Source organism: Streptomyces sp. NBC_01450 (genome assembly GCF_036227505.1).
Taxonomy (GTDB): Bacteria; Actinomycetota; Actinomycetes; order Streptomycetales; family Streptomycetaceae; genus Streptomyces.
In genome coordinates this window covers 367,612-392,706 of sequence record NZ_CP109480.1, presented here as the reverse complement: position 1 = coordinate 392,706, position 25,095 = coordinate 367,612, and the positions used below count along the sequence as shown (strand labels likewise).

Below are 25,095 nucleotides of genomic sequence, written 5' to 3'. Positions count from 1 at the left end.
ACTTCCGCATCGGATGCGGCGGGGTGGGGGCGGTCGCAGCATGAGAAGCAGAGGTCATTGCCTCAGCGCCCGGCCGAGGGTTCTCTCGCGCCCTCTGGTTCCCGACATGGGGGCGCCATCCGCGGAGGTGTCCGATGGCTCAGCCCGATGAGAATCCAGGACGCGGAGCGACGGGGACCGGCAAGTTTCCGCCGTCCGGCATGCGGGCGGCCGGTGCGGCACCGAGAACTGATGGGGATCAGCCGCCGTACGGAGCCGTGCCCGGAACACATCCGCAGGCCGATGCGTCCAGCGGCGAAGCCCTGCGCGCCAACAGCGTTTTCCTCGGATTCGCTCCCTGGATCATCTTCGACGTGGTGGCGAGCCCCAGTACGTGGAAGTACGCCGCACTGGCGGCCCTCATCGCGGCCCTGGTACTCAATGTGCCCGACCTGCGGCGCGGCAGCGTCAAGATTCTGGAGGCGGCGAGTCTGGTGTTCTTCGCCGTCATCTTCGTGCTCGGGCTCGTGGTGGACCGACCGGACCTGATGTGGTTGGAAACCTACGCGCAGACGCTGTCCAACGGCGTGATCGCCGCCGTGGCGCTCGGCTCCCTCGCCTTCACGCCGTTCACCGAGCAGTACGCACGCGAGTCGGTGCCCCGCCGGTACTGGGACTCACCGTTGTTCCGGCGCACCAACCGGATCCTGACGGCGATGTGGGGCGGGGTGTTCCTGGTCACGGCCCTGCTGGGGCTACTCGCCCTGCGCGTGAAGTCGGGCTCCGACTGGCTCAACTGGGTCATCCCGATCGCGCTGCTGGTCGCAACGATCCGCTTCACAAAGTGGTACCCGGCACATGCCAGGGCGCAGGCGCAGGCGTGGGGCCGGCCAAGAGGACGGCACGAAGACCGCTGAGCCGACGGAGCCGACCGGCCGACGCCGGGTTCCTCGGGGCTGACGCCGATACGAACCGTGCCCGCCGGTTGCTCGACGCCCGTGTCCAGCTCCTCCGGTAACAGGGGATAGGTAAAGCAATCATATGGTCTAGTCCAAAGAGTTATCTGGTCTAGGCCAATCTATTGGCATGACCCCAACAGCTGCACGAAGCTGGGGCGACTCCCCCTACCCCCTGGAGGCACGCAGTGAGACGTCTTCGCGCATGTCTGGGCGCGGCGGCCGCCGTTGGACTCGCCGCAGCGGGCACCACCGCGCTGGTCGCGGGCAGCGCTTCCGGCGCGACCTCCGCACTCAGCAACCGCTGGTACGCCGCGGCTCCCTACCTGATGCCGCTCGACAACGACCCGCCGGACCCGGCCGCCATCATGGACGCCACCGGCCTCAAGGCGTTCCAGCTCGCCTTCGTCCTCGCCCCCAACGGCGGCGGCTGCAGCCCCACATGGGGCGGAACGGCCGCGGTCTCCTCGGACACCGCCGTCCAGTCGGTCGTCAACACCATCCGCGCCAAGGGCGGCGACGTCTCCGTCTCCATCGGCGGCTACGGCGGTACCAAGCTCGGCCAGGTCTGCTCCGACGCGGCCGCCACGGCGGCGGCGTACCAGCAGGTCATCACCAAGTACGGCCTGCACGCCATCGACTTCGACCTCGAAGAGCCGGAGTACGAGAACACGGCAGCCATCAAGAACGAGATCGGCGCCGCGAAGATTCTCCAGCAGAACAACCCCGGACTCTACGTCTCCGTCACCACCGCCGGCACGGCTGACGGCACCGGCTGGTTCGGCAAGCAGATGTTGCTGGAGGCGAAGTCACAGGGCTTCGCCCCGAACAACTTCTCCATCATGCCGTTCGACGGCGGCTTCAACGGCGCGGCCTCGCAGACCAGCGCGCTGACCAACTTCAACCAGATCCTGCAGTCCACGTTCGGGTGGGACCAAGCGACCGCCTACGCCCACGAGGGCTTCTCCGGGATGAACGGGCGCAGCGACACGGGGGAGTACTTCACGCAGACCGACTTCCAGACCGTGCTGGACTACGCCACCAGCCACAACATGGACCGCTTCACGTTCTGGTCCCTCAACCGTGACCGCCAGTGCACCCCGGCCGACAACGGCGGCCGGACATCGGGCACCTGCTCCAGCGTGGCGCAGAACTCCTGGGACTTCGCCAAGTATTCGGTGAAGTTCGCCGGGGTCACACCGCCCACCTCGACCCCCACCCCCACCCCGACGCCCCCGGGTACCGGGTGCAAGCCGGCCTGGAGCTCGACCGCGGTCTACACCACCGGCAACGAGGTGTCGTACAACCAACACAACTGGAAGGCCAAGTGGTGGACTCAGAACGAGACCCCCGTCGCCTCCGACTGGGGCGTCTGGCAGGACGAGGGCGCCTGCTGACGACCTGACCGCTCGACGAATCGCCGGACCGGGTGGGCGGGCCCCTGAGGCGCCCCGCCCACCGGACGCCGCACGCCGACCGCGCGGCACGGGTGGCGCACCCGTGCCGCGCGGTCGGCGCCGGGACGGATCAGGTCGGCGGCCCGGAGGCCAGGCGGGCGCCCAAGCAGTCGCAGGCGCGTTGCTCGAACGCCGCGCGGCGCATCGCCTCGCACCCGCGGCTGCGCCTCCGGGGCCGCCACCACGTGCGCCTGCCCCTCGCAGGGTCGAAAATGAGCAGAGGCCCGGTCGCCGAGGACACGCGGCGTCTGCCGAGAGGAACGTCGCCATGCGCGCACAGCCGCCATCGCCGTCAGGGGCCGTTCGCGGTGCACGTACCGGCGCGGGTGGCGAGCACGTATGACGCCCGGGCCGGCCGGTGCGGTGGTCCTACGGCGGTCGATCCAGGTCACCTGCTCGGCGAGCGTCGGCTTCTACGCATTCCTCTACGGCCTTCAGCAACCTGCGGCGGCGCTGTACGCACTGTTCACACCGATCGCGCTCGGCCTGCTGTCCACCATTCCGGGGACCGGTCGGCAGCAGGCATGGATCACGTTGGGGACCCTGCCGTTCGGAGTGGTTCTCGTCGCACTGGGCACGGCACTCGCGGGGAGCACGGCGGCCGCCGTGGGCGGCATGCTGATCGTCGGATTCCTCTTGACCTTCAGCGTGGTGGCCGGACCCCGTACGGCGGGTCCAGCACCCGGCCTTCAACTCCTCTACATCCTGGCCTGCTTCCCGCCCTACGCTCCTCAGACACTGGGTGCCCGGCTGACGGGCGTGGCCGTGGGCGTCGCACTTCTCGCGCTGTGCCAGGTGTTCGTCCTGTCCGGTCCGCCTGCCACGAGCTTCCGGATCCTGCTCGCCGACACACTGGAGACGGCCGCCGCGGCAGCGGCCGATCCGACCCGAGTCCCGGCCGCGAGGCTGCGCGAGCTCAGCGAAGGGATGCGGCTGTCGCAGGTTCCCCCAGGAGAGCGTCCGACCGGCCCGGGGCGCCGGGACCGGGCTCTGGCACAGACGGGAGCCGCGGCCCGCCGGATCGTGGACCAACTGGCGTCGCAGAGCGCGGCATCCATGACCCCTGACGCACCACCGCGCACGGATCGTCCGTCCGCCGCGCTCCGCGAACGGGTCGCGCGGACGTGCAAGGACATGGGTGCGGCCCTGCGTGCCGGTGAGCCTCCACCGGCGGCCGACGCGCTCGAAAAGGCGATCCGCCACTTCCAGGCGGAACGGACGCCCCGTGCGGCCGATCCAGCGGACCCGGGAGCGGACACCGGCGTCCTGCGGCGACAGGCCGCGGTACTGACACTGGCCGAGTCGACGTGGATCGCGGTGACCGCCCTCGGTGTCGCCGTCGTCGGGCGCGGATCGGCACCGCTCCCGCCCCGCGAACTCTTCTGGTACGCCGACCTGCCCACGACGCGGCTGTGGGCGCGCCGCATCGCAGGCAACGCGACGCATCGCTCGGTGTGGTTCCAGAACGCGGTACGGGTCGCATGTGGCCTCGCCCTCGCCCGTCTCGTCGCGGGCACCCTCGACCTCGCGCACGGATTCTGGGTCCTCCTCGCGGTCCTCACGCTGGGGCGCACCACGGTCGGCGCCACTTGGCGGGCGGTGCGCCAGGCGATGGTCGGCAATCTGGTGGGGGCTGTCGCGGCAGGTGCGCTGCTCATCGCCCTCGGCCGGCACCTGGACGCCTACGCCGTCCTGCTGGTGCCGGGCATGCTCATCGCCTTCGCACTGGGCCCGCGACTCGGAATCGCCTACGCCCAGGGACTGTTCACCTTGGTGGTCTCCCTCGCCTTCGCCCAGATCACGCCGACCACCTGGCGACTGTCGGAAGCCCGCATCGTCGATGTGGTCACCGGCAGTGTCATCGGCCTGCTGTGCGGTCTGCTGGCCTGGCCCGCGGGGGCACGCAGGGAAGTCCGCCGCACCATGGCGAGCCTGCTGCGTTCGTGCGGGACGCTGGTACCCGCCACGGTCGAAGCTCTCCTGGCCTCGACGGCCCCGTCTCCGCCCGCGACCTTGCCGACCCTGCATCACCTGCGCCTGGCGGAGGCCGCCTACGCACAGTTCCGCAGCGAGCCACCCGCCGCCTGGGAAGGCATGCAGGCCGACTGGCACGGGGTGCTCATCGTGGCCTACCACACGGTGCTCGGTGCCCAGCGCCTCCCTTGCTTCGAAGCACCTCTGCCCGATGTGCCGCCGGACGCGGAAGCATGGGCCCGCAGGACGGCTGCCGAGCTGACGGCGGACGCCGACAGAATCGCCGCGCGCTTCACCACCGTCGAAGGCCACGCGCCCGGCCGGCGTCCCCCTGGTCCACCGCTGCCGGAGCAGCACGCGGCCCTGCCCACACTCATCGATCTCGAAGTGTGGTTGACAGACATCGACCGTCAGCTCACTCGCATCGAAGACTCCGTCCGGCTCAAGACCTGAGCCGGACGGAGTCTTCGATGCGGGCATCGGATGAGGATCAGCCGAGAAATACGGTCGACAGACGGGCCCGCGACGCACTGTGATGGCTCCGACTGCCCGACGCGTCGAGCGGGCCGACCGCTGGAGCTGTTCTTGGCAACCGAGGGAACCGCGGACACCCGTCCGGCTGTCGATGTGGAACTGGCCAGGCGCCTGGTCGACGCGCAGTTCCCGCAGTGGGCCGAGCTGCCTCTCAGGCTGCTCGAGCCGGCCGGTTCGGACCATGTGATCTACAGGCTGGGCGAGGAGCTTTCTGTCCGGCTGCCGTGCCATGCCGGGGCCATCGGGCAGGCCAAGAAGGAGTCCGAGTGGCTGCCCCGGCTCGCCCCGCATCTGCCGCTGGCCGTCCCCGTACCGGTGGGGATGGGTGAGCCTGACTTCGGCTATCCGTGGCCGTGGGGGGTGTCCCGGTGGCTGGACGGCGAGGTGGCGACCGCCGAGGCATTGGGCGGATCGTCCAGCGCCGCCGTCGAGCTGGCGGAGTTCCTCACCGCCCTGCAGCAGTGGGCACCCGCGGACTTCCCGGTCGCGGACGTCCGCGGGGACCTCACTGCCCGGCCGCTGGCCGACCGGGACGGCGCGACCCGGGCCGCCATCGCAGAGGTCGACGAAGTGTTCGATACCGCGGCCATGGCCGAGCTGTGGGACGCGACCCTCAGCGCCCCCGGATGGGATCGCGCTCCGGTCTGGTTCCACGGCGACTTCCACACCGGCAACCTCCTGACCGTCGACGGCCGCCTCAGCGCGGTCATCGACTTCGGCGAGCTCGGCATCGGTGACCCGGCGTGCGACTTGACCATCGCATTCACCCTGATGTCGGCCGGGAGCCGGACTGCCTTCCGGGCCGCGCTCGGTGTGGACGACGCCACGTGGACCCGTGGCCGAGGCTGGGCCTTGGCCACGGGTCTGAACGCGTACACCTCCTACGCCGCAGTCAACCCCCGGGTCGCCGCGCAGACCACCCGGCAGATCACCGAGGCGCTGATCGGCTGACCAGCACTCCGCGGGTCCGGCCGCCACCTCGTGTCACGTGTGGCTTCGCGCGGTCCGCCGATCTACCGCGAACTCCTCACCGACGCCGGGCAGGAGGTGCGGACCTGCACGTTGGGGCGCCGCGTATGGGGGCGGAGACCTCAGATGCGGTCGGCCGCGATGAGAAGGTACTGGAAACTGCCGTTCTCGTACGCGCTCAGGAACGTTTCCTCGATGCCCGTGACCAGGTGGTCGGCCTGCTTGCGCAGTTCCCAGTAGGGGAGGGTGGCGGCGGTCAGGTCTTGAACGTGGACGGGGACGAGGCGGTTGCGGGCCATGGCGCGGAAGTACTCCGACCGTGGGTGGATGTCGCAGATGTAGTGGGCGTTGATGAGAGACACCTCCCGGGAGGCCCGCCCGTAGGCGTCGTTGTAGCAGCCGGTGATCGTCACGTAGCGACCTCCGCGGCGCAGCAACCGTGCGTGCTCGGCGAACAACAAATCCAGCTCCACATACATGGTGGACTCGTTGTTCCAGGAAGCCGCATAAGCGCCGGAGGGAAAGCCGGTGTCGAGCATGTTCCGGTGGTGGTAGCGGACCTTGTCGTCGATGCTCCGTTTGCGGGCCTGGTCATTGGCGAAGTCGGCCTGTTTCCTCGAGATCGTGACGCCGTCGGCGTGGCATCCGTACCGCAGATGGGCCACCACGCTTCCGCCGCCGCGCCCGCAGCCGGCGTCGAAGACGCGGTCGGTGGGGGAGAGGGGGCCGAGGTGGGAGGCGAGGAGATCGGCCTGTGCCTGTTCCAGACGGTGCAGTTCGGCGGTGATCCGGTCACGCCGCTTGGCAGCGTCGTCTCCGTCTCCGCGCCTCCCGCTCCCGCCCCCGACCTCGTCCTCGTCCTCGTCGAGTACGGACCAGTCGACGTCCCCGATGCCGTAGTGGTGATGGTAGAGGTCGTCGATCTTTCCGAGCTCGAGGTTGACCGGGTTCTCTTCGGCGTTCCAGTAGTCCGCGACGCGGGTCTGGTACGTCGACTGGCAGGTGGCCTGGGTCGGCACCGGTGCTGCCGCGGTACCGGCTTCGGTGACGGTCAAAGGTGACTCCTTGTGGCGCGGTGGGCGACGGGCCAGGGGTGGGGCATTACCAGTAGTTCGGCAGGTGGTAGCGGTGGGTGTTGGTGGCGTGCCACTCGTGGTTGCCGGACACCCAGGCGGCCAGGCCCCTGGCGTAGCGCTCGATGAGGGGCGAGGTGACGGACAGGTCCGCCGCCTCCTCCTCGAACGCCTCCATGACCTTGTTGTGGATCTCGACGGCCTTCAGGTAGGCGGCCTTCAGTCCGCACCGTTCGTTCGCGGCGATGACCTGAGAGTGCGGAACGTGAGTTCTTGTCCGTTTCGTGGTTGAGGTTGGGGAAGGATCGCTGGTCGCGGGTGTGGGGTGGCCCTCAGGCGTCGGGGCGGGCGAACAAGCCGGGTTCGGGTTCGATGAGGATGCCCCGGCTGACCAGGCGTTTCAGTTTGCAGCGGATGCCTTCGGTGTTCTTCGGGAGGATCGGCAGGTCGAGGGCCTGGCAGAGATCGCGGGCGCGCATCGGCCGGTCCGCGTCGGCCAGGGCGGAGAGGATCTGCTGGTAGGCGGGGTGGTCGGGGATGTCGGGGCGGTCCGGCCCGGTGGCGGGTGAGGGTAGCGGGAGCGTGAGGAGGGTCTTGCGGGTGATGCGCAGGTTCTCGCTCTCCGCGTCGAGTTCGCCGAGCTGCCGGGTGAGTTCTTCGATGCGGTCCCGGAACTGCTCGGCTTGGTCGTCCAGTTCGCGTTCGCGGGTTTCGATGTGTTCCAGGATGGCTTTGACCTGTGGGTTTTCGCTCATGCGGTCCTCCAGGAGGCGATGGTGGCTCCGGTGAGGCGGCGGCTCATGACGGAGGTCATCGCCCACAGGACGCGGGAGCGGGAGGAGGCGGGGCGGTGTTCGTAGTCGCGTACGAGACGGCGGTAGAACATCAGGATCCCGTTCGTCTGCTCCACGATCCACCGTTTGGCCTGTGGAACGAAGCCTTTGTCGTCCGGGTTGCGCTCGACGATCTCGACGTCGATACCCACGTGTCTGCCGTGCTCGACGACCTTCTTCTTGAAGCCCTGGTCGACCAGGGCCTTTTTCACCGTGTCGCACTGCTCGGTGACAGCGTCCAGCAGGGCGATGCCGGCGGTGTTCTCGTGCGCGGAGGCGGGCAGGACGACGCAGTCAATGACGAGGCCCAGCACGTCCACGGCCAGGCATCTCTTCCTGCCCGGCACCCTTTTCGCGGCGTCCCGGCCCGTCGTCGTGGCCGGGACGCCGACGGCCACGTGGATGCTCTGCGTGTCCAGGACCACCAGGCTCGGGTCGGCTAATCGTTTCCGCTTCTCCCGCAGCTGCCAGCGCAGCAGGTCGTGAATGTCCTGGTCGGTGCCCTCGTCGCGCCAGAGGTAGAAGTAGTACTTCACCGCTCCGGGCGGGGGCATGTCATGGGGCAGGAACTCCCACTGACAACCCGTGCGGTTCTGGTAGAGGATGGCGTTCACGATCTCCCGCATCGCGTACTTCCCCTGATGCCCGCTGACCGACGGATGCCGGGCCTTCCATGCCGTGATCACGGGTTCGACGAGCTCCCACTGCTCATCGGTGAGATCACTCGGGTACGGCTTGCGCATGCTCATGCCACAACTCAAGCGAACCCCGAACGCCTGACCGGCAGCGATGCCCCAACGTCACACCATCGAGCGATGACAAGACCGACGGAACGCCACATCCCGCACTCTGAGGCAGATTGAGATGGCTGGGATCGTTGGCCAGTTCCTTGGTGAAGGAGTACAGGTCGTTCACGATCGTGGTGGCGTTGCCGGCGAGCGCGGTGATCCGCTGGATCTCCGGCCGGGCGTAGAGGGCCTCGGGCAGTTCGTAGCCGTCCACGGCGTCGACGATCGACAGGCAGGGGCGGAAGTTGTTGAACTGCCGCATCATCAGGTACTCCCAGACCGGCGGTACGTACCTGATCTCTGCCCAGGCGGCCTCACCGAGATAGCCCAGATGCAGCCGGGCGAGATCGTGCACCAGCCGGTCGGTCTGGCTTGGTGAGGCGAAGACGGCGTAGTCCTTGAGGGCCCCGTGGTAGGAGCGCAGCGGCCCGTCGGCCTGCACGCCGCGCCGCCACTGCGCTTCCAGTTCGGGAGTGGAGTGGAAGGGGTCGAGCGCGGACTGGGCCGTGATCAGCCTCCCGCCGAGTCCCCGTGATGAGCCGCCTCTGTCCTCGTCCTCCTCGCAGTAGCAGTTGTCGACGAGGTTCTCGGCCAGCAGCAGCTTGCCCGCCACTGTGAGGCGTTCGAGGTCGGCAGCGCCCGGATGCTGGAGCACGACGGCCCGGCCGAACTGGAAGCCCGCGAAATCCCCCGTCCACGCTTTGGGGAACGCATCGAGCCGGCGGACCCACGCTTCCAGCCTGCGGTCGACCTCCGCTGCCTTTGCCGGGTCTGCCGGGGCGGCGGGCCGGTGCCGCAGACCGGGGACCGCCCCGCTTCGCCGGGCTGGCGCGACGGGGACGAGGCCGGGCGGCCCGGGCAGTCGCAGCGACGAACCGGAAGCCGATGACGCGCTCATTCCGCGGTCCGCCCGACCTGGACGTTCTCCAGGATCCCCGCGGCGTCGGGTACGAGAATGGCCATCGCGTAGTAGGCGGTGACCAGGTAGCTCATGATCGCGGTGCTGTCGATGCCCATGAACCGAACGTTCAGACCGGGCTCGTACTCCTCCGGAATGCCGGTCTGGTGCAGGCCGACGACCCCTTGGTCCTTCTCTCCCGTGCGCAACGCGATGATGCTGCTTGTGTGTTGGGGACTGATCGGGATCTTGCTGCAGGAAAAGAGCGGAACGCCGCGCCACGCCGGTACTTCGTGGCCGTCGAGATTCACGGTGCCGGGTACCAGTCCGCGCCGGTTGCACTGCCGGAAGAAGGCGGCTATCGCCTTCGGGTGGGCGAGGAACAGCCGGGTCTTGCGGCGCATCGACAGCAGTTCGTCGAGGTCGTCGGGCGTGGGGGGACCGGAGAAGGTGCTGACTCGCTGGCCGTAGTCGACGTTGTGCAGCAGTCCGAACTCGCGGTTGTTGACCAGCTCCCACTCCTGGCGCTCGCGGATCTCCTCGATGGTCAGACGGAGTTGCTGCTCGGTCTGGTTCATCGGATGGTTGTAGAGGTCGGCGACCCTGGTGTGGACGCGCAGGACCGTCTGGGTGAGGGACAACTCGTATTCACGCGGGGCGAGGTCGTAGTCGACGAAGCCGCCGGCGAGGACCGGTTCGCCCACGTGCCCGGCCTGTACGGGCACGTCGGCCTCGCCCTTGCGGTTCATGGGCTTGCTCTGCTGCTCCGCGAAGGCGTTCAGCTGGGCCGCGAGCGACGGGGTGCGCTCCACGAACTGCATGAGGGTGTCCCAGTTGAGTGCCAGCACCACGCCCGGAGTCTCGGCCCGTACCGAGCTGAACCACAGCGGGTCGGGCTGACCGATGGCCTCGTCTCCCATCCCGTCGCCGTCCGTGATGACCCCGGTGACTTCCTGCTCGCCGTACTTGCCGGTGGTGTAGCGGGTGAACCGGCCGTGGACGACGAGATACGCCTCGCTGACGGGCTGCCCGGCGTCGAAGAGGACCTGGCCGGTACGCACCTCACGCACCCTGAACCGTGAGGAGATCTCCTGCAGGGCCGCGGTGTCGGAGAAGCCGCGCAGAGCGGGCAGTTCGGTCAGCGTCTCGGGAATGACCTTGATGTCGTCGGCACCGTTCTGCTCGAACTGCACCCGGCCCCGGCCGACGCGGAGTTGGAGCCGCCGGTTGACCCGGTAGGTGCCGCCCTTGACGTCCACCCAGGGCAGCATCTTGAGCAGCCATCGCGAGGTGATGGCCTGCATCTGGGGTTCGGACTTGGTGGTGGTGGCGAGCTGACGAGCCGCGTGGGTACTGAGACTGGTGAACCGTTGTCCGTCGGCGGGGGGCCCGGCGGCGCTTTCCGGGGAGCTTTCCGGGACTGTCACATGTCCTCCCATTACGTGAGCGGGCGTGGGTGGATACGCACGAACATCAGTGAAAGCGGCGGGGCGTCGACGCCGTTCGCCTCGGGCAAGGGGGCCTACCACCTGGCCGTGGACGAGGTCTGACCTGTCTGTCCCGTCGCGGACGAGAGCCGACGGCAACGGATGAGCGGGATCCAGATCCGTTATGGCGTCCCGCGGCAGGTGGGGAAAGCGGGGACCGCCTCGGCGACGCGCCGGAAGTCGTCGGGAGTGGGTTCACGGAGGCGGTGGAGGTCGAAGACGGATACCGGGGAGGTGGACGCCAGGACAGCAACCGCGTGACGGTCCGGGCAGTTGGGCAGTGCGCGCCCCATGTCAAGCGAAACAGTCAGAGATGGCCCTCGGAACCGCGTGAAAGGGGCGCATTCGTGTCGTGGAGGTGGGCATCCATCGCGCGAGGCGAGCCGGCCCTGAGGGTGTGCTCTCACGCCTGCCGTCAGGTCTCGCGCCACCGGCGCACGTCACCGTGTCCATCACGACGTTCCGAACAGACGGCCCCCCGCTTGAGTGATCGAAATGGCGACGGGCTAACATTTGAGCACCGCCTAGCTCGAAAGATGTAAACCTGTGACTGTCAATGACGACTCGTTCACCAACTGGAACAACCGCGAGGAGATCGCGGAGTCGATGATCCCGATCATCGGGAAGCTGCACCGGGAGCGGGATGTCACGGTCCTGCTGCACAGCCGTTCCTTGGTGAACAAGTCCGTGGTGAGCATTCTCAAGACCCACCGGTTCGCCCGGCAGATCGCCGGCGAGGAACTCTCGGTCATCCAGACGTTGCCGTTCCTGCAAGCTCTCACCACGCTCGATCTCGGCCCCTCGCAGATCGACATCGGCATGCTCGCCGCGACCTACAGGTCCGACGACCGTGGCCTGTCGGTGGAGGAGTTCACCGCCGAGGCCGTGGCCGGCGCCACGGGCGTCAACAAGATCGAGCGCCAGGAGCCGCGCGACGTCGTCCTCTACGGATTCGGCCGCATCGGCCGCCTCGTCGCCCGCCTGCTCATCGAGAAGGCCGGCTCCGGCAATGGCCTGCGGCTGCGCGCCGTCGTCGTCCGCAAGGGCGCCGGCCAGGACATCGTCAAGCGCGCCTCGTTGCTGCGGCGCGACTCCATCCACGGCCAGTTCCGGGGCACGATCACCGTCGACGAGGCGAACAGCAAGATCATCGCCAACGGCAACGAGATCAAGGTCATCTACTCCGACGACCCGCTGTCGGTGGACTACACGGCGTACGGCATCAAGGACGCCATCCTCATCGACAACACCGGCAAGTGGCGTGACCGTGAGGGCCTGTCCCAGCACCTTCGCCCCGGCATCGCCAAGGTCGTCCTGACCGCACCGGGCAAGGGCGACGTCCCCAACATCGTCCACGGCGTCAACCACGACACGATCAAGCCGGACGAGCAGATCATGTCCTGCGCCTCCTGCACCACCAACGCGATCGTCCCGCCGCTGAAGGCGATGGCGGACGAGTACGGCGTTCTGCGCGGCCATGTGGAGACCGTCCACTCGTTCACCAACGACCAGAACCTGTTGGACAATTACCACGACTCCGACCGCCGCGGTCGTTCGGCGCCGCTCAACATGGTCATCACCGAGACCGGTGCCGCCTCCGCCGTCGCCAAGGCGCTGCCCGACCTCAAGGCGAAGATCACCGGCAGCTCGATCCGCGTCCCGGTACCGGACGTCTCGATCGCGATCCTCAACCTGCAACTCGCGCGCGAGACCACACGAGAGGAAGTCCTCGACCACCTCCGCGATGTTTCGCTGACCTCGCCGCTCAAGCGCCAGATCGACTTCATCAGCGCCCCCGACGCCGTCTCGAGCGACTTCATCGGTTCGCGCCATGCCTCGATCGTCGACGCAGGCGCGACCAAGGTCGAAGGCGACAACGCGATCCTCTACCTGTGGTACGACAACGAGTTCGGCTACTCCTGCCAGGTCGTCCGCGTCGTCCAGCACGTCTCCGGGGTGGAGTACCCGACCTACCCCGCCCCGGCGGTCTGATCGCGGCGCACTGTCCGATCCGGCGCCCCGGTTGGATGAGCGGCAGCCGCTCCTGATGGGTATCCAGCCGCCCTCCACCGCAACCGTGCCCCGGCGGTCTTCCGACCGTCGGGGCAGCCCGGACCGCGCTCGCGCTGTCTCCATGCGTGGTCGGAAGTTCCAGAACAGCGTTCGGTGGGGGAGCTCAGTGGCTCGCGGCCTTGTGCGAGATGGCCCCTGCCGGTGACTCGAACCACGATCATGGACAGCTGATCGCCCGTCGGCCGTGGGCCACGGGACGCATCGGCAAGTCAAGAACCAGCGCACCCTGACCACCCGGCGGATGGATCTCGTCGTCGACCGCACCCGGCAGATCAACCATCTTGAGGGCCAACTGCTGGAGATCTTCGCCGCCTTGGAGCTGTCGTCGGCCATGGCTGACAGGGTGCCGGTGGTTTCAGACTCCGGTGCGGGACTCACTTGCTCGGCCGTGGAGACCGTCTTGTCGATCAAGAAGCGGTGTCGCGGGTCGTCGGTCCGGGTTCCAGCACAGCGGCAGGAAGCCCACCTCACCACAGGTCCGGCGCCACCGCTTCGCGAGGCGACCGCCCCGGTTCCCGGTAGCGCCGAGAACAGGCGATCGTAGGATTCGAGCCATGAGCGCTCATCGCGTCGCGGTCCTGGCACTGCCCCACGTGCTGCCTCTCGACCTGGGTATCCCGACGCAGATCTTCAACCCCAGGCCCAACACCCCGTACGAACTGACCGTGTGCGGAGCGACGCGCGGCAGCGTCACCACCAGTACTGGTTTCACCGTGGGTGCCACCGCCGGACTGGCGGCGCTCGCCCGGGCGGACACGATCATCGTGCCCGGCTACTGGCACTATCGGCGGCCACCGGCGCCCGAGGTCACGGCGGCCCTGAAACTTGCCTTCAGCCGAGGCGCCCGCATCGCGTCCATCTGTACCGGAGCCTTCGCACTCGCCGCGGCCGGGCTTCTCAACGGCCGGACCGTCACCACCCACTGGGCCAGCGCGGACGAACTCGAGGAGCTCTACCCCCACCTGCGCGTCGACCGCAACGTCCTCTACATCGACGACGACCCCCTGCTGACCTCCGCCGGCGTGACCGCGGGCATCGACCTGTGTCTCCACATCGTCCGCAAGGACCTCGGTGCTGCCGTCGCCAACGACATCGCCCGCGAACTGGTCGCCGCACCCCACCGCGACGGCGGCCAGGCCCAGTACATCGCCCAGTCCCTGCCCGAACCCACCGCCCACACCCTGGCCGACACCCGCGACTGGGCCCTGCGCCACCTCGAAGAAACCCTCACCCTTGCCGCGCTCGCGGACCGCGCCCGCGTCTCCACCCGCACCCTGGTCCGCATGTGGCGCCAGGAAACCGGTGTGTCCCCCCACCAGTGGCTGCTCACCGCCCGCGTCAACCACGCCCGCGAGCTCCTGGAAGTCACCGACCTCGGCATCGAACAGATCGCCGCCCAAAGCGGTCTGGGAACCAGCACCAACCTCCGCGCCCGTTTCCGCGACGCCCTCGGCATCACACCCACCGCCTACCGGCGGACCTTCCAGCGGACCACCACGGTCTGACCCCAGCCACCCGCCCGCCGCGAACGCCAGGAGCGTGTGCGTACGCACCGAGCCGGGGCAGGCCGGAGGCGGCTGCCCGGATGTCCCACTTCTTCACCGACAACACCGCCGCCTTCATCCACGAACTGGAGCCGGAGTCGTTCTCCACCGCCGGGGGCGGCAAGCAACAGCGTGCGTGTCCATGTGACCACCAACGCGGGCGCCCTCAACCGCGAGCAGCAGCTCGGACTGGTGAAAGACATCTCCGCCCTCATCGCCGAGGCAGCCGCAGACCCCTCCCTCACAGAGCGCACCTGGGTGACCCTGACGGAGGTGGTTCCAGGCGGCGGGGGCATCGGTGGGCGCGCCTACACCAACGAGGAGATCGTGCGGACCGCGAGGAAGCTCCTGGGCAAGGAGTAGCCACCCGACCGATCGGGCCCCTTCCGACGTAGCCGTGCGTAAGTACTACGCCGCACGGGCGACAACAGCCGGAGAGCAGAGCCCTGCTGCCCCACGGTTCGACAGACACGAGCCAGGACTGCGCGGCGCTCAAGAGAAGGTCGGGGTGGCGAGCCAGGTCGGCTGCTTCCGCCGCAACTACCTCGCTCCGGTACCGCAGGTCGACAGCCTGGACGAACTCAACGCCATGTTCGTCGAGTTCGAGGCCAGGGAGGACGAGCGGCGGATCGGGGCGAGGATACGCTCGATCGCACAGGACTTCGCCCGCGAGGCAGGCCACCCGCTGCCCTTGCCGGACGATCCGTTCACCACCGGAACGACGCTCCTTCCCCGCCTCGACCGCTACGGCATGACGGGCGCCGGGAGGTCGCCAGGCAGCGCTGCCGGGCTGCCCGCTTCCCCCCACGCGAGAAGTCGCTGCTCGAGTTCGACCACACCGCCAACCTCAACGTCGCCCCGGCGCATGACCGGATACCGCGTCCGCTACACCATCGCGGCGTCCTCGGTGAACGAGCTGGTCGAAGCCGCCCACGACAGACACGAGGCTCGCTTTGGCAGCGGCCGCACGCGCAGTTCGCGAGCGTCGCCCAGTCCAGGAGACCTCGGCGTTCGCCCGTCGGCAGTTCACAACGATGGAGTCAATCGCCGGCAGAAAGGGACGTGGGCCTGCGCAGCAGCCACTGCCCGAACGTCCGACGCGGGGGCCGCACCACCACGCGGCCGTGGGCCTTCTGGCCGACCAGCTCCACTCGCAGAGTGACCGGCGTATCAGGATCCGTCGGAGTCTGACGGTACTTGACCCTGCTGTGTACCAGCTGCAGGCCATCGGTATCGACCACGATGCCCGGCCTCGTGACCAGCGTCAGGGTCTTCCCCGTCATGCCCACGTCGATCCGCAGGGTGTCGTACGTGATCACTGCGTCAGTGAAGTCAAGCGTCACCTCGCAGTACGTCACCGCGAGCTCCAGCCTCCGCGGTACCACCCAGCGCCCCATGCGCTCGATCGCGCCGCTGTGGACCTGTTCGATCCGAACTACGTCCTTGACCTCCGCTCCAGTCCCGCCGACCGTAGCCGATACGGGCGGCAAGTCAGCGGTGAGCGTGGTCAGTTCACTCAGAGTCCGCGCCGACAGGGCAGCTTCCAGGCGCTCGTCCAACTCGTCCGCGGTCAGCCGGCCGTCCCCCGCCGCGATACGCAGCACATCCACCACCCGGTCCCGGTCCGCATGAGAGGCTCGCAACTCGGGCGACGAGCCGGAGCGCTGACCAGTGGGTGAAATCTCTCCCGACATGCTTCCGTCCTGGTCCTGTCGAACGTCTCCGCGCGACGCGGGCAGCGGCGCGAGTAGAAGACTAACGCTATATCGCGACATGGATTTCGGCTGGGCCCCATCGCGGAGAGGCGATGGGCAGCGTCGATTTTCGGCCCCGCACACATGGCCGTTCGGATCGATCGCTACGCGCCGACCCACGTGCCACCTCGTCACCGAGTCGGCCCGTTCGCCCTACAGGTGAGATGCAGTCGGTCGCCGACCGACTCCGTGCGGCCCTGTGGGCTTCACGAGAACCCGGGACCTGATGTCTGCTTGAGCTTGCTTGCTTGAGCACGTAAAATGGACGGATGAGCGACGTGGATGCACTGGCCGCCGAAGAGGAACGATTCTGGCGTGCCCTGATGCGCGTCATCATCGCGCTCCCGCGCTCGCTGGACGACGATCTGCTGCGGTCCACGGGACTGACGCTCACCGAGTACGTCGTCCTCATGAACCTGTCCGAAGCCGAGAACCAGGAGCTGCGGATGACGGATCTCGCCGCGGCCTGCGCCCTGTCGGCAAGTCGGATCACCAGGATCGTGGACACACTCCAGACTCGGGGCCAAGTGGTCAAGCGGCGCCACGAAGGCGACGGCCGGGGCAATGTGGCCTCTCTGACCCCGGAGGGTCTGAAGCGTCTTCAGGGCGCTTACCCCGTTCATCTGGCGAGTGCCCGTAAGCGGGTCGTCGACCAGCTCGACGGACGCTCCTTGCCCGCTTTGGTGAGGCAGTTCGAAGCCGTTGCGAAAAAGCTCGACTGAATCAGGTGGCGGACGGCCGTGTCCCGGTCCAGTCGATTTTGCCCGGTCGCCGTGCACACCGATACCGAGCTCTGCCCGTTGAAGTGAGCAGTGGTGTCGTACGTCTTCAGCTGGTCGAAGACGAGGGCGGGGAGTCGCGGTCGTGCCGTGTCCGGGGTGAGCCGGGCGACGGTCCACCCCCGGTACGACGGCCCACGGGACCTTCTCGGTCAGGTGCTGTACGCCGATCTGGCCCCGCGCCCATCTGGTGGAACTGACGCGGACCGTACCCGTCGGGCGGTCCGCGTCGCGCTCCCGGCGCCGTAGTTTCACACGCCCCGTCAGGCCCCGTACACGCGGTGGGCGATGTGCTCCGCGATCATGATCGTGGTCGCGTTGGTCACGGTGGACGGGACCTCCGGCATGATGGAGGCGTCCACGACGCGCAGCCGCGCAACCCCCTGGACCGCGCCCAACTCGTCGACCACGGCCCATTCGTCCTCGGGCCTTCCCATGGGCACGGTCGAGGTGGGGTGACCGTAGGTGGAGATCCCGGCCTCGATCGTGGCGAGAAGTTCCTCGTCGCCTTGCACCGCATCGCCGGGTACGAGTTCGCCGGCCAGCGCCCCTGCGAACCGCGGCGTGTTCACGAGGCTGCGCACGAGCTTCACGCCTTCCAGAATGCGTCGGCGGTCCCTGGCGGTCGCGAGGTAGTTGTCGTTGATCACCGGTGCGTCGTACGGGTCCCGGCCGGCCAAGGTGAGGGAGCCTCGCGACTCCGGCCGGGTGAGGGCCGTCGCCAGGAGCAGGGCACCACCGGTCGTGCTGAAGGAGCCGTCCAACAGATGTACGGCCACGATGCCGAGGTCCAGTTCGCCGGCCCGTGCCTCGGTCGAGGCGCACCACAGACCCGCCGCGAAGGCGTCCGTCATCGTCTGGTGCTCGGGCGCCAGGGCGAACAGCGAGTGGAAGAACGGATGGTCCTGCAACCGCTGCCCGACCGGTAGATCGGCGACCACGTCGATGCCCCATGCCCGCAGGTCCTTCGCCGGGCCCACGTCGGAGCGCAGCAGGATGGCCGGACTGCCGTAGCTGCCCGCGGCGAGTAACACCTCGGCGGCCCGGTACACGGTGCCGGAGGCACTCACCACGCCGCGCGCCACGCCGTCCTTGATCAGTACGGTGTCGACGGTGACCTCACTCAGCACCTGGAGATTGGGCCGCCGCCGCACCTGCGGCGTCAGATAGGCCAGGGCGGTGTTCTGTCGCATCCCGTCGACGATGTTGACGGGATAGCCGCCGACGCCCTCCTGTTCGGCCCCGTTGAAGTCGCCGACACGCCGGAACCCCCGGTCCGTGGATCCGTCGACGAACGCCCGCAGAGGCGACGTGAGTTCCTCCCTCGATCAGCAGGACATGGCGCTGCGGGTCCTCGCTGAGCCGGGCGGCGAGTACCGCGCCCGCGGAGCCGCCTCCGACGACGATGACATCGGCGTCTCCGCCCGGGTGGCCGTTGTTGTCGCTCACGGATGGTCCTCCGGGGACTTCGGTGAATGCTGCGCCATAGTGAATGCTTCATCAAGCAAATTAATACTGCTGAGCGGGTCTGGTTCCCGCCGCGTCGCGTCAGAGATGTGGCAGCTCGGGAACGACGCGCTCTCCGAGCAGCTGGAGGGCTGCCAGTTGGTCGGCGCCCCGTATCGGGCCGATGACGTGGTCGATGCCGATCCGGTGCAGTCGGCGCAGTTCGGCGAGCAGGCCCGGCACGCGCTCGCCTCTCGGCCCGGGGTCGAGGGGGAGGAGGACCGTCTTCTCGATGGTGTCGTAGTCCCGCCCGGTCCGATCACAATGGCCGCGCAGCACATCGAGCTTGTGCTGGAGGTCCGGTCCGTGGAAGAGGTTGCAGGCGTTGCCGTACTCCGCGACAAGCCGCAGCGTCTTCCGCTCGCCGGATCCGCCGATCAGGATCGGCGGATGGGGGCGCCGTACCGTGCCCGGGGAGTTGAGAGTGCGTTCGAGCCGGTAGTGGTGACCGTTGAAGGGCCCTTCGTCGTCGCTCCACATCTGCAGGCAGATCCGCAGCGTCTCTTCGAGACGCTCGAACCGTTCCGCCACAGGCGGGAACGGCAGACCCAGGCCGCGCGCCTCCGCGACGTTGAACCCCGCGCCGACGCCGATGCCCAGGGCTGCCCGGCCCTCGGACAGCACGGGGAACCAAATTCCTGCCAAACATGGTGTTCAGGGCCCAATGGTTGTTCCGCTGTCCGCTCCTGGCGTCGTCCTCACGGATGCGGTCCGATCCCCGGATCGGAAGGAGCGGTACGTGAGGGCGAGAGGCGCCACAGGAGTAGCTGACCCGGCGCAGATCGTACGAGCACTCCGACTTCGACATGCTGAGCGACCAGTCGGCCCTGCCCATGCCCCCCAACTCCTGGCAGGCCAGGTGCTCGTACCGATCGCCGACGGCAGCGAGGAGCCGCACCTGACCATCGACAGTCCCGTCCAGTAAGGACCTTCGCAAAGCCGAAGCGATCGTGTGAAACCACTGCTCAGCAGCGCGGGGGAGAGGAGAAGGGAAGCACCATCATGACCACGCGCACGGGCACCGCGACCGTACAGACCGAGGAACACGACGGCATTTTCGTGATCACGCTCGATCGGCCGGAGACCCGCAACGCCGTCGACGGGGCAACCGCCCGGGCGCCGGCGGCTGCCGTCGACCGCCTTGAGTCCCGCGACGACCTCTGGGTCGGCAGCCTCACCGGCACCGATGGTGTCTTCAGTGCCGGCATGGACCTCAAGGCGTTCGCGGCCGGAGACACACCCGTCGTCGAAGGACGGGGCTTCGCCGACATCACCCGCACCCGGGTCACGACCATCCCGCGCAACATCGCCCTGGAACTCCGGCTCACCGGCGATCCCCTGCCCGCCGAACGCGCCGAGCAGTTCGGCCTGGTCAACTACCCCACAGAACCGGGCCAAGCCCTGCGGCGGGCCGTGGAACTCGCCGCGCTCGTGGTGCGCAACGCCCCGCCGGCCGTGGCAGCCGTCAAACGCGTCGTCACCGAACGGACCGCATTTCGCGACGAGGACGCCTTTGTCGAGCAGGATCGGATCGTCGCCCCGGTTCTGGGGTCCCACGACGCGAAGGAAGGCGCCCGAGCCTTCACCGAGAGGCGTTCACCCCTCTGGCAGGGCCGCTGACCCGGCGCCCGGCCTCAGCAAGAAAGTCGGTGGCAACAATGACTGGGCAGTCCACCGTCCGTAGCGTGACCTACGACCTGCTGCGGACCCTGAAACTCACCACGGTTTTCGGTAATCCCGGCTCCACCGAACAGACCTTCCTGCAGGACTTCCCCGAGGACTTCACCTACGTCCTGGCGCTGCAGGAGGCGTCCGTCATCGCGATGGCCGACGCCTTCGCCCAGGTCACCCGCCGCCCCGCACTGGTCAACCTGCACTCCTCAGCCGGGGTGGGGAACGCCGTGGGCAACCTGGTAGCGGCTTACCACGGAAACACGCCCCTGATCATCACCTCGGGTCAGCAGCATCGGGAACTGCTGATCGGGGAGCCGTATCTGGGCAACCGCGAGGCCACCACACTGCCTAAGCCATGGGTGAAGTGGACCTACGAACCGGCCCGTGCCGAAGACGTACCGGAGGCCTTCATGCGGGCCTACGCCGAGGCGCTGCAGCCGCCGGCGGGACCGGTCTACCTGTCGATTCCCATGGACGACTGGAAGCGGCCTCTGTCCGGTTTCACCCGTGTGCGGGCGGTGAGCGACCGCGTCGCTCCCGACACGGAGCGGCTGCGCGGCTTCGCTGATCGCATCTCCGCAAGCCGTCGTCCCGCACTGGTCTTCGGACCGGAGGTCGACCGCAGCGGCGGCTGGGACGCGGCCGTCGCCCTGGCGGAGAAGCTGCGCGCCTCCGTCTACGGCGCCCCACTGCTGGACCGCGCGTCCTTCCCCGAGAACCACGCCCTCTTCCGCGGCCCGCTCGGCATGTCGGTGAAGACCATCAGCGACCGGCTGGCGGGACACGACCTGGTCGTCGTGATCGGTGCGGAGGTGTTCCGGTACTACCCGTACGTGCCCGGCGACTACCTCCCCGAAGGTACAGAGCTCCTGCAGATCACCGGCAATCCGGGCGTCGCCGCGGCGGCGCGAGTCGGCGACAGCCTCATCGGTGATCCCAAGACGGCGATCGAACTGCTCCAGGACATGGTCTCGGAGGGATCCGCGCGGACCGCTCCGGAGCCGATGGCGCGGCCCCGTGAGCTACCGCAGGTGCAGAGCAGCCCGCTCACCCCACCAGAGGTCTATGCCGCCCTGAGCAGGGTCCGGCCGCCGGACGCGGTCATCGTCAACGAATCGACCTCCACGATGGCGCAACAGATCGAGTGGCTTCCGACGGTCAGGACCGGATCGTTCTTCGCCACGGCCAGCGGAGGGATCGGCTGGGGCACCCCGGCTGCGGTGGGCGTCGCGCTCGGTGACCGGGACAGGGGCGTCGACCGGCCGGTGGTCGGCCTGATCGGCGACGGTTCCTTCCAGTACTCCGTGCAGGCCATCTGGACGGCGGCGCGGCACGACCTCCCGATCGTCTACGTGGTTATGCGCAACCAGGAGTACTCCATCCTCAAGTCGTTCGCGGTGCTGGAGGAGACGCCGGGTGTTCCGGGACTCGACCTGCCCGGACTCGACATCGCCACAGTGGCCCGCGGCTTCGGATGTCGTGCGGTCGAGGCGGAGACCACCGAGGACCTGGAGCGGGAGTTCAAGGCCGCCCTGACCGCCGGCACCACCACAGTCATCGTGGTGCGCACGCAACCCCAGAAGGCGATGTTGTAGGCCATGCGGTCCGCACGATCGGACAGGAGGCAGCAGCCATGGACCTTGGATTGAAGGACCGGGTGTACATCGTCACCGGTGGCACCCGCGGGCTGGGCAGGGCCGCCGCGCGCGAGCTGGTGGCGGACGGTGCGCGAGTGGTCGTCAGCGGCCGGAGCGAGAAAACGGCGGCCGCCGCCGAGGGGGAGCTCGGCGGCCCGGGGCAGGTGGTCGGCGTCGTGGCCGACAACGCCGACCCCGGGAGTCCGGACCGGCTCATCAGCGCGGCACGCGATGCCTTCAAGCGGCTGGACGGGGTGCTCATCAGTGTCGGCGGGCCGCCGACAGGTACGTCGGACATCATCGACGACGACCAGTGGCGCACCGTCTTCGAGTCGGTCTTCCTCGGTGCGGTGCGGCTGTCCCGCGCCGTCGCGGCGGAACTGGGCGAGGGAGGTGTCATCGGCATCGTCCTCTCCAGCTCCGTGTACGAGCCGATTCCTGGCCTCGCGCTCTCCAATGCCCTCCGGCCGGGCCTGGCCGGTTACGCGAAGAACCTGGCGAACGAGCTGGGCTCCCGGGGCATCCGCGTCGTCGGCCTCGTGCCCGCCCACATCGAAACCGACCGGGTCCGTGAACTCGACGCGCGGAGCGGCGACTCCGAAGCCGCCCGCGCCCGTGCGACCGCCGGCGTCCCCCTGCGCCGCTACGGAACCCCGGAGGAGTTCGGCCGAAGCGCCGCCTTCCTGCTGTCGCCCGCCGCGTCGTACCTCACGGGCATGATGCTCTCGGTGGACGGGGGTGTGCGCAGCGGCTTCTAGGCACTGTCTTCAGTGTCAGGACGGGCACGCTGGGGTGGGGGCGTCGCAGCCCGCACTCGTCCGGCGGAGCGATGCACGCCGACAACAATCCCTTCAGTTGAATTTGCACCGCTCTGACCCGGCCGCCGCGCCGTCTCCCTTGCACGGTGGACGGCACTGGTTTCGGATGATCCGGGGCGGGTGAGGCGAGGACGGTGACCCCACGAATGAACCGAGAGCTCGACGGGCAGTTCGGTGACTACCAGAACGAGATCTACATCAACGGGCTGTCCGGCGTGTTGCCCGCCATACCGATGGAGTTCCAGGAGCTGGAGGCGCGAGCGCAAGCGGTGCTGTCGCCGTCGCTGCTGTCGTATGTCGCCGGTGGAGCAGGAGACGGGTTCACCCAGCGAGCCAACGTTTCAGCGTTCCTGCAGTGGGGGCTGGTGCCGCGGATGATGGTCGGTGCGATCCAACGCGACGTGTCCGTGAACCTGTTCGGGATGAGTCTGCCTTCGCCACTGTTCATGGCACCGGTCGGGGTGATCGGGCTGTGCGCACAGGACGGCCACGGCGACCTGGCCACGGCCCGTGCGGCCGCCCGTACGGGGGTGCCGATGGTGGCCTCCACCCTTAGCGTTGATCCGCTGGAGGAAGTCGCCGCCGAGTTCGGGGAAACCCCGGGATTCTTCTCGCTGTACACCCCAACCGACCGGGAGCTGGCCGAGAGTCTGGTGCGCCGGGTTGAAACGGCGGGCTTCAAGGGCGTCGTGGTGACGTTGGACACCTGGATCACGGGATGGCGCCCCCGCGACCTGGGAGCCAGCAACTTCCCGCAGTTGCGCGGCCACTGCCTTGCCAACTACACGTCCGACCTGGTCTTTCGAGCCCGGCTGGCCAAAACCCCCGAGGAGGATACGCGGGCCGCGGTGCTGGAGTGGGCACGGATCTTCGGTAATCCGCTGACCTGGGACGATCTCAGGTGGCTGCGGTCGATCACCGAGCTTCCACTCGTCCTCAAAGGCATCTGCCACCCCGAAGACGTGCGCCGCGCCAGGGACGGCGGCGTGGACGGGATCTACTGCTCCAATCACGGCGGCCGACAGGCGAACGGGGGACTGCCCGCCTTGGAGGCGCTGCCGGGAGTGGTCGGGGCGGCGGACGGCCTGCCGGTTCTGTTCGACTCGGGTGTCCGCAGCGGTGCGGACGTGATCAAGGCTCTGGCGCTGGGGGCCACCGCCGTGGGTGTGGGCCGCCCGTACGCGTACGGGCTTGCTCTCGGAGGCACGGAGGGCATCGTCCATGTCCTGCGTACGCTGCTTGCTGAGGCCGACCTCATCATGGCGGTGGACGGCTACCCGGCTTTGGAGGACCTCCGGGCGGACGGTGCGATGCACCGCCTCTGATGTGCGGTGGGCCGCGCCGGATCCAGCGCGGCCCACCGCACATCCATCGGCGCCGTCAACCTCGGCGAAAAGCCTCGGAGTTCAGCAGCCAGGCGGGAACCGGGCGCCTTGCTTGCACTCCTCGGCAATGAGACGGGGCTGCTACACGCTTCCTCCGATGCCGGGGTCGACCCCCGGCAGATCGACGCCATGGACGGCGCCTCCCTGGATGAGCCGCGACCGCTGACCTGTGCGATCCGAACCGGCACGCCGCACTTCATCCCCAGCCATGAGGAACTCATACGCGACTGGCCGCAGACCGCCACGCACCGTCGAAGACCACATCCGGTATGGCGTGGCGATCGATCTCCTCGCTCGGGCCCGCGTTCTCCTGCTGGATGGTGAATTCGTGATCAGCGACGCCGCTTCCGCCCAACCCGAACGGCGAGGCTTGTGCGCTCGGTGTGACGGGCGAAGCAGATGACTGCCCGCCGCCAGGAGGGCTTGCTCATCGGCGATTGCTCTCCGAGTGCTGGTCGCGGCCCGCGTCCCCGAGTTCCTTGAGGAGCAAGGTGAGGGTCGCGAGTCGCTCGGGCCCGAGCAGATCTTCGATCCAACGGCTTGTGTCCTGTGCCTGTTGGCGGCCCAAAGCCACTCGTTCACGCCCGGCCGGAGTCAGAGCGATCAGTTGTCGACGGCGGTTGTTGGGATCAGTGGTCTTGGTGATGAGGCCACGGGCCACGAGCCGGTCGAGGAGAGGGGTGAGCGTCGACCGGTCGACCGCGGCAAGGGCACCGAGGGTCTTCTGGTCGAGGCTTTCGCCCTCGTCCAGGACTTGGAGCACTGCGAACTGCGGCGGCGTGAGGTCGCTGCTGCGAAGTTGCCACGAGGCGTTCACCGCCTGCGAGGCGCGTCGTAGCTGGTGGGCCATGCCGTCGCCCAGCGGCCCGTCGTATCGAGCTCCGATCGTCACCACCACAGGATACATCCGTGCACTGTGAGTTGGTACACGGACTGTTTGCAACACCAAGCTTCGTCCTCTACATTGATCCGTGTAC

General features: G+C 68.3%; 23 protein-coding genes and 2 pseudogenes. 14 read left to right on the top strand and 11 right to left on the bottom strand.

The window, feature by feature from the left end; genetic code table 11:
- The first annotated feature begins 257 nt into the window (after window positions 1-257).
- The 4 genes from OG568_RS01840 (at window position 258) to OG568_RS01825 (ending at window position 5,851) form a co-directional block, all read left to right on the top strand.
- The gene (locus OG568_RS01840; protein ID WP_329529976.1) at window positions 258-896 is read left to right on the top strand and encodes a hypothetical protein; all 639 of its coding nucleotides are present in this window, start codon (window positions 258-260) and stop codon (window positions 894-896) included.
- A gap of 227 nt (window positions 897-1,123) precedes the next feature.
- Window positions 1,124-2,332 carry a carbohydrate-binding protein gene (locus tag OG568_RS01835; RefSeq protein ID WP_329529975.1) on the top strand — a complete coding sequence of 403 codons (1,209 nt, stop codon included), beginning with the start codon at window positions 1,124-1,126 and terminating at the stop codon, window positions 2,330-2,332.
- A gap of 399 nt (window positions 2,333-2,731) precedes the next feature.
- A complete protein-coding gene (locus tag OG568_RS01830) occupies window positions 2,732-4,819 on the top strand; it encodes an FUSC family protein (RefSeq protein WP_329529974.1) in 2,088 nt (695 codons plus the stop codon).
- A 132-nt stretch (window positions 4,820-4,951) separates the two neighbouring features.
- Window positions 4,952-5,851, top strand: a complete 900-nt coding sequence (locus OG568_RS01825; protein ID WP_329529973.1) for an aminoglycoside phosphotransferase family protein — start codon at window positions 4,952-4,954, stop codon at window positions 5,849-5,851.
- 140 nt (window positions 5,852-5,991) lie between these two features.
- Here the strand turns inward: OG568_RS01825 and OG568_RS01820 are convergent, their stop codons facing one another.
- From OG568_RS01820 to OG568_RS01795, 6 genes and pseudogenes are all read right to left on the bottom strand, one after another.
- The gene (locus tag OG568_RS01820) at window positions 5,992-6,924 is read right to left on the bottom strand and encodes a geranyl diphosphate 2-C-methyltransferase (RefSeq protein WP_329529972.1); all 933 of its coding nucleotides are present in this window, start codon (window positions 6,922-6,924) and stop codon (window positions 5,992-5,994) included.
- A 46-nt stretch (window positions 6,925-6,970) separates the two neighbouring features.
- Window positions 6,971-7,195: pseudogene (locus OG568_RS01815) on the bottom strand (family 2 encapsulin nanocompartment cargo protein terpene cyclase); the annotation flags it as partial.
- A 79-nt stretch (window positions 7,196-7,274) separates the two neighbouring features.
- Window positions 7,275-7,697: a hypothetical protein gene (locus OG568_RS01810; RefSeq protein ID WP_329529971.1), complete on the bottom strand. Its 423-nt coding sequence runs from the start codon at window positions 7,695-7,697 to the stop codon at window positions 7,275-7,277.
- Complete coding sequence (locus OG568_RS01805; protein ID WP_329529970.1) at window positions 7,694-8,524, bottom strand: IS5 family transposase; 831 nt, start codon at window positions 8,522-8,524, stop codon at window positions 7,694-7,696. Before OG568_RS01805 ends, OG568_RS01810 begins: the two co-directional genes overlap by 4 nt.
- Window positions 8,496-9,461, bottom strand: coding sequence for a terpene synthase family protein (locus OG568_RS01800; RefSeq protein ID WP_329529969.1), 966 nt, complete (start codon window positions 9,459-9,461; stop codon window positions 8,496-8,498). The genes OG568_RS01805 and OG568_RS01800 overlap by 29 nt, the downstream gene beginning before the upstream one ends.
- Complete coding sequence (locus tag OG568_RS01795; RefSeq protein WP_329529968.1) at window positions 9,458-10,900, bottom strand: family 2B encapsulin nanocompartment shell protein; 1,443 nt, start codon at window positions 10,898-10,900, stop codon at window positions 9,458-9,460. The genes OG568_RS01800 and OG568_RS01795 overlap by 4 nt, the downstream gene beginning before the upstream one ends.
- Here OG568_RS01795 and OG568_RS01790 point away from each other — a divergent pair.
- The 5 genes from OG568_RS01790 (at window position 10,889) to OG568_RS01770 (ending at window position 14,928) form a co-directional block, all read left to right on the top strand.
- Window positions 10,889-11,011 (top strand): hypothetical protein, encoded by a 123-nt coding sequence (locus tag OG568_RS01790; RefSeq protein ID WP_266590753.1) that lies wholly within the window; start codon window positions 10,889-10,891, stop codon window positions 11,009-11,011. The two genes, OG568_RS01795 and OG568_RS01790, sit on opposite strands and share 12 nt — an antisense overlap.
- A 483-nt stretch (window positions 11,012-11,494) precedes the next feature.
- The gene (locus OG568_RS01785) at window positions 11,495-12,940 is read left to right on the top strand and encodes a glyceraldehyde-3-phosphate dehydrogenase (RefSeq protein ID WP_329529967.1); all 1,446 of its coding nucleotides are present in this window, start codon (window positions 11,495-11,497) and stop codon (window positions 12,938-12,940) included.
- A gap of 322 nt (window positions 12,941-13,262) precedes the next feature.
- Window positions 13,263-13,565, top strand: a complete 303-nt coding sequence (locus tag OG568_RS01780; RefSeq protein WP_329529966.1) for a hypothetical protein — start codon at window positions 13,263-13,265, stop codon at window positions 13,563-13,565.
- Window positions 13,566-13,575: 10 nt separating this feature from the next.
- On the top strand, window positions 13,576-14,526 hold the full coding sequence (locus tag OG568_RS01775) for a GlxA family transcriptional regulator (protein WP_329529965.1): 951 nt from the start codon (window positions 13,576-13,578) through the stop codon (window positions 14,524-14,526).
- Window positions 14,527-14,697: 171 nt separating this feature from the next.
- Window positions 14,698-14,928 carry a hypothetical protein gene (locus OG568_RS01770; protein WP_329529964.1) on the top strand — a complete coding sequence of 77 codons (231 nt, stop codon included), beginning with the start codon at window positions 14,698-14,700 and terminating at the stop codon, window positions 14,926-14,928.
- Between the two features lie 677 nt (window positions 14,929-15,605).
- Here the strand turns inward: OG568_RS01770 and OG568_RS01765 are convergent.
- On the bottom strand, window positions 15,606-16,259 hold the full coding sequence (locus OG568_RS01765; protein ID WP_329536233.1) for a DUF1707 SHOCT-like domain-containing protein: 654 nt from the start codon (window positions 16,257-16,259) through the stop codon (window positions 15,606-15,608).
- 329 nt (window positions 16,260-16,588) lie between these two features.
- Here OG568_RS01765 and OG568_RS01760 point away from each other — a divergent pair, with 329 nt between their 5' ends.
- Window positions 16,589-17,041 carry a MarR family winged helix-turn-helix transcriptional regulator gene (locus tag OG568_RS01760; protein WP_329360089.1) on the top strand — a complete coding sequence of 151 codons (453 nt, stop codon included), beginning with the start codon at window positions 16,589-16,591 and terminating at the stop codon, window positions 17,039-17,041.
- Between the two features lie 320 nt (window positions 17,042-17,361).
- Here the strand turns inward: OG568_RS01760 and OG568_RS01755 are convergent, their stop codons facing one another.
- The 3 genes and pseudogenes from OG568_RS01755 to OG568_RS01750 form a co-directional block, all read right to left on the bottom strand.
- A complete protein-coding gene (locus OG568_RS01755; RefSeq protein ID WP_329536232.1) occupies window positions 17,362-18,402 on the bottom strand; it encodes a GMC family oxidoreductase in 1,041 nt (346 codons plus the stop codon).
- A gap of 13 nt (window positions 18,403-18,415) precedes the next feature.
- A pseudogene (locus OG568_RS61195) lies at window positions 18,416-18,547 on the bottom strand (NAD(P)-binding protein); the annotation flags it as partial.
- A 99-nt stretch (window positions 18,548-18,646) separates the two neighbouring features.
- Entirely contained in the window at window positions 18,647-19,249 is a 603-nt protein-coding gene (locus tag OG568_RS01750; protein WP_329529963.1) for an LLM class flavin-dependent oxidoreductase, read from the bottom strand.
- A 357-nt stretch (window positions 19,250-19,606) separates the two neighbouring features.
- Between OG568_RS01750 and OG568_RS01745 the strand changes: the two genes are divergently transcribed.
- From OG568_RS01745 to OG568_RS01730, 4 genes are all read left to right on the top strand, one after another.
- Window positions 19,607-20,224 (top strand): enoyl-CoA hydratase-related protein, encoded by a 618-nt coding sequence (locus OG568_RS01745; RefSeq protein WP_329529962.1) that lies wholly within the window; start codon window positions 19,607-19,609, stop codon window positions 20,222-20,224.
- A 65-nt stretch (window positions 20,225-20,289) separates the two neighbouring features.
- Window positions 20,290-21,873, top strand: coding sequence for a benzoylformate decarboxylase (gene mdlC, locus OG568_RS01740; RefSeq protein WP_329529961.1), 1,584 nt, complete (start codon window positions 20,290-20,292; stop codon window positions 21,871-21,873).
- A gap of 38 nt (window positions 21,874-21,911) precedes the next feature.
- Window positions 21,912-22,673, top strand: coding sequence for an SDR family oxidoreductase (locus OG568_RS01735; RefSeq protein WP_329529960.1), 762 nt, complete (start codon window positions 21,912-21,914; stop codon window positions 22,671-22,673).
- 206 nt (window positions 22,674-22,879) lie between these two features.
- Window positions 22,880-24,058 carry an alpha-hydroxy-acid oxidizing protein gene (locus tag OG568_RS01730; protein WP_329529959.1) on the top strand — a complete coding sequence of 393 codons (1,179 nt, stop codon included), beginning with the start codon at window positions 22,880-22,882 and terminating at the stop codon, window positions 24,056-24,058.
- A 487-nt stretch (window positions 24,059-24,545) separates the two neighbouring features.
- On the opposite strand, the gene OG568_RS01725 is transcribed toward OG568_RS01730, so the two are convergent.
- Window positions 24,546-25,010 (bottom strand): MarR family winged helix-turn-helix transcriptional regulator, encoded by a 465-nt coding sequence (locus OG568_RS01725; RefSeq protein ID WP_329529958.1) that lies wholly within the window; start codon window positions 25,008-25,010, stop codon window positions 24,546-24,548.
- Window positions 25,011-25,095 lie beyond the last annotated feature (85 nt).

Bases quoted from the DNA above. Each gene is read 5' to 3' on its own strand.
- OG568_RS01830 (WP_329529974.1), top strand. From the start codon at position 2,732: ATGACGCCCGGGCCGGCCGGTGCGGTGGTCCTACGGCGGTCGATCCAG.
- OG568_RS01810 (WP_329529971.1), bottom strand. From the start codon at position 7,697: ATGAGCGAAAACCCACAGGTCAAAGCCATCCTGGAACACATCGAAACC.
- OG568_RS01805 (WP_329529970.1), bottom strand. From the start codon at position 8,524: ATGAGCATGCGCAAGCCGTACCCGAGTGATCTCACCGATGAGCAGTGG.
- OG568_RS01800 (WP_329529969.1), bottom strand. From the start codon at position 9,461: ATGAGCGCGTCATCGGCTTCCGGTTCGTCGCTGCGACTGCCCGGGCCG.
- OG568_RS01790 (WP_266590753.1), top strand. From the start codon at position 10,889: ATGTCCTCCCATTACGTGAGCGGGCGTGGGTGGATACGCACGAACATC.
- OG568_RS01795 (WP_329529968.1), bottom strand. From the start codon at position 10,900: ATGGGAGGACATGTGACAGTCCCGGAAAGCTCCCCGGAAAGCGCCGCC.
- OG568_RS01780 (WP_329529966.1), top strand. From the start codon at position 13,263: ATGGATCTCGTCGTCGACCGCACCCGGCAGATCAACCATCTTGAGGGC.
- OG568_RS01775 (WP_329529965.1), top strand. From the start codon at position 13,576: ATGAGCGCTCATCGCGTCGCGGTCCTGGCACTGCCCCACGTGCTGCCT.
- OG568_RS01765 (WP_329536233.1), bottom strand. From the start codon at position 16,259: ATGTCGGGAGAGATTTCACCCACTGGTCAGCGCTCCGGCTCGTCGCCC.
- OG568_RS01760 (WP_329360089.1), top strand. From the start codon at position 16,589: ATGAGCGACGTGGATGCACTGGCCGCCGAAGAGGAACGATTCTGGCGT.
- OG568_RS01745 (WP_329529962.1), top strand. From the start codon at position 19,607: ATGACCACGCGCACGGGCACCGCGACCGTACAGACCGAGGAACACGAC.
- OG568_RS01735 (WP_329529960.1), top strand. From the start codon at position 21,912: ATGGACCTTGGATTGAAGGACCGGGTGTACATCGTCACCGGTGGCACC.
- OG568_RS01730 (WP_329529959.1), top strand. From the start codon at position 22,880: ATGAACCGAGAGCTCGACGGGCAGTTCGGTGACTACCAGAACGAGATC.